Origin of the sequence: Synechococcus sp. 8F6 (assembly GCF_002252665.1) — a bacterium.
In the GTDB taxonomy this organism is placed as follows: Bacteria; Cyanobacteriota; Cyanobacteriia; order PCC-6307; family Cyanobiaceae; genus Cyanobium_A.
This window is the reverse complement of sequence record NZ_NQKZ01000047.1, coordinates 1-3,113: the sequence shown is the minus strand read 5'-3', so window position 1 is coordinate 3,113 and position 3,113 is coordinate 1. Positions and strand designations below refer to the sequence as shown.

3 protein-coding genes and 1 pseudogene are annotated in these 3,113 nt (G+C 55.8%); 3 read left to right on the top strand and 1 reads right to left on the bottom strand.

Going from position 1 to position 3,113, the window contains the following annotated elements; translation table 11 throughout:
- Window positions 1-468: HNH endonuclease signature motif containing protein (locus CJZ78_RS13965; protein ID WP_233128807.1), on the top strand; the 468-nt coding region annotated here is incomplete at its 5' end.
- 276 nt (window positions 469-744) lie between these two features.
- On the opposite strand, the pseudogene CJZ78_RS13315 reads toward CJZ78_RS13965, so the two are convergent.
- Window positions 745-2,115: pseudogene (locus tag CJZ78_RS13315) on the bottom strand (IS5 family transposase); the annotation flags it as partial.
- A gap of 65 nt (window positions 2,116-2,180) precedes the next feature.
- Between CJZ78_RS13315 and CJZ78_RS14585 the strand changes: the two are divergent.
- A complete protein-coding gene (locus CJZ78_RS14585; RefSeq protein ID WP_143592840.1) occupies window positions 2,181-2,687 on the top strand; it encodes a transposase in 507 nt (168 codons plus the stop codon).
- A partial coding sequence (locus CJZ78_RS14580) for a helix-turn-helix domain-containing protein (protein WP_143592841.1) occupies window positions 2,651-3,113 on the top strand: 463 nt, incomplete at its 3' end. The genes CJZ78_RS14585 and CJZ78_RS14580, both read left to right, overlap by 37 nt.

Below are 3,113 nucleotides of genomic sequence, written 5' to 3'. Positions count from 1 at the left end.
CGCTGCTGGACACAGTGGACAACCGAGAGGCTTGGAGATGACTTCATTTACGTCGTCAGTCGGTTCCGTGACGTGATCGATCTTCACGGTGATACCCGTTATCACCAGTGGTGCTCAAAGCAGCTGCGCCAAGAGCTTTGGTCGATGAAACGTCTCTCTCTCGACTTGGGTGACGTAGTTTGCCCACAGCCGGAGGCCGTATATAAAGCCAACCGGCACAAATCGGCTATTTACTTGCAGACAAGAAAGCAGCGACTCCTTGCGCAAACGCCGGCCCTAAATCAACAAGAAAAAGCGCAGATCCAGAAGATCTACGAGGAGCGGGATCGACGCAATCAAGTGGCCGGCCGCATCATGTATCACGTTGATAATATCACTCCTCTTGCAAAGGGAGGCCTCCATCATCCAGAAAACTTACAGCTAATTACTGCTAGCAAAAACGTCCGCAAGGGAAGCAGAATCACGTGACGACAGGCAAGGAAATATCCTAATGACGCTAATTAGAACTTGAGGCATGCTGGCCGTCCCAATATAAAAACAGCTCGGTTCAAACCAAGATCGCTGAGCGCAAAGCCCAAGCCAGCCAAGCAAAAATGAAGAAAGTCTATATGGGGTCTCCTGAGAAAGTGAATTTGGAGTCAGCCTCAACAAAAAGGAGACCTGCTTGAGCCCGCAGCCCGATCATCATGCTGCAGCTATCTGAGGCTTCAGAGGCACAGTGCGAATACTCCGACCGCCCTCCTTGACCAGGAGAAGGCATAGCAGGGCCGTAAAAAAGACAAAAAGAAGCTCCAGCAGCTTCTCAAGGTTCATCACCAGAACATTCAGTGCAATGGTTGAACCTTGAGTGGCGGCGAGTTTCTCCCGGATCAGACCCAATCCAAACCGTCATTTGCCCTGACCGATCTTACCCTCGACGGCATTGCGTTGCCTCTGATCATCCAGAAACTGGCGCTTCTCTTCAGCCAATAACTCTGGATCACTCTTGGGGCGACCGAGCCTTGGACCACTCAAGCGAATGCCATGGCGTAGGCAGAAAGCTCGATTGGCTCGAGTTCTATAGATCTGATCTGCACAGATCACTTTTGGGTAGTGACCATGACGGCGGCGATAGCCTTTTGCCTGGGCTTTCAGGTCTTCTCCTTCGTTGTAGGGATCAAAGCTGAGTCGATCGAGAAACGTAAATCCTTGACCTGTCACCGAGATGGAAATCTTCGCTCCGAACTCAACATTGCACCGTGCCTTGCCACGCACGATCGGCCTGATATGGGCCTGGCTGAGGCTCACGATGCGGTCAGGGATGCTTCTGCTGTCAGACTGGTCAAGAATGTTCTGCTGACGGACAAGCTCGCTGACAACCAAAAGCTTTTGGTAGGCATATCGACCAGCCGCCAAAAGGCTTGCACCACAGGCGGTTAGGGCGTCGATACTGGTTAGATTACGCCTGAGATGACCAAGCTGCTGTCTGATCGCCTTACGGATTTTGTTAATTCGAGGCCTCTTCTTCTTGGCCACAGCTAGAAACTGCTGCCTGGCTTGCTTGCGGTGCGTGCGAGGCTTATGGCCAAAGGTATCTCTCACCTGCGAATGCATCGCATCGATCAATATCTCGGTCGATTCTCGGGCTTCATTGAGCAGCGAGAGATCGGTGGGGTGACGAATATCTGCCGGAACACATGTTGCATCAATCAGCAATGAACCCTGATTGGGTCGTGTCGTTTTGGATCCAATCTGCTTATCGGCTGGGCGTGCGGCTCCACCTCCATGGCTGCTGACGTCATCGTGATCAGTAGCTGCTGCAGCAGAGCGGATCACATTCAAGCCATGACGCACAATTCGTTCATTACAGTCATTCGCCACCGATTCCGGCAGCCGTTTCCGGAAATACACCATCATCGATGGATCAAATGGTGCTGAATACTGATAGCCCTCCAGTCCAATGAAAAACTGGAGATAGGGATTCTCTTTGGTCTGCTCAACGAGTTCTTCATCGGTGAGCCCGAGACGGGCTTTGATGATCAAGGCCCCCAGGGCCATGCGAAATGGCTTCGCTGGAGCACCAAACCCCTTGCAAAACTGGGATGCATAGTCATCCTCCAATTCGTCCCACGGGATCCCCCGGTTTCAGGAAAGATGTCACCCCTCTGATCAGTACACCTGGGGGCTTGAGGACATGACCAATGCGTCGTTACAGCGAGGCCGTCAAGGCTGACGTGAGAAGGCGGATGAGCCCGCCGCACCGCCAGAGCGTGGCTCGGATTTCAGAAGAGCTGGGCATTCACGTGGTGACCCTCTACAACTGGAGAAAGATTTGGCGGTTACAGGGAGAGGTGGTGCCGGCTTCCGAGAAGGAACCAGAGGGCTGGAGTGCTGCCGACAAATTCACGGTGGTGCTGGAGAGCGCTGGCCTGAATGCCACCGAACTCAGTGGCTACTGCCGGGAGCGGGGGCTGTTTCCTGAGCAGGTGGAGCGTTGGCGGCAGGCTGCCCAGGATGCCAACGCCAAGCCAGTGCTCACCTTGAAAGAGCAGAAGGAGCTCGAGAAGCTCCGCGCCCAGGACCAGCGGGAGATCAAGGCTCTCAAGAAAGAGCTACAGCGCAAGGAGAAGGCCATGGCGGAGATGGCGGCCTTGCTGGTGCTGCGAAAAAAGTGGGAAGCCTTCTGTTCGGAGGACGCGGAAGGCTGACCAGTGCCGCGCACCGGCAGAAGGCGATCGAGCTGATCAGCGAGGCCAATGCCGCTGGCGCGGCTCTGGTGCCTGCCTGCTGCGAGATCGGGATCTCTCTGCGCACCCTCAAACGCTGGCGCAAGGCCTTTGGTGGTGATGGGGACGGCGTGGATCGCCGTAAAGGCAGTGACCGCCTGGTGGGTCACCGCCTGAGCGAGGAGGAACGACAGCGGATCCTGCTGACGTGTAATCAGCCGGAGTACGCCTCGCTGCCGCCGGGACAGATCGTGCCGGCGCTGGCCGATCAGGGCCTCTTTATCGGCTCTGAATCAAGCTTTTATAGGGTGCTGCACCAGGCAGGGCAGTGCCACCGCCGCGGGCGTGCACGGCTGCCGCAGGAACCGCGCTCGGTGCCGCGTCTCAGGGCGGATCGCCCCAACCAGG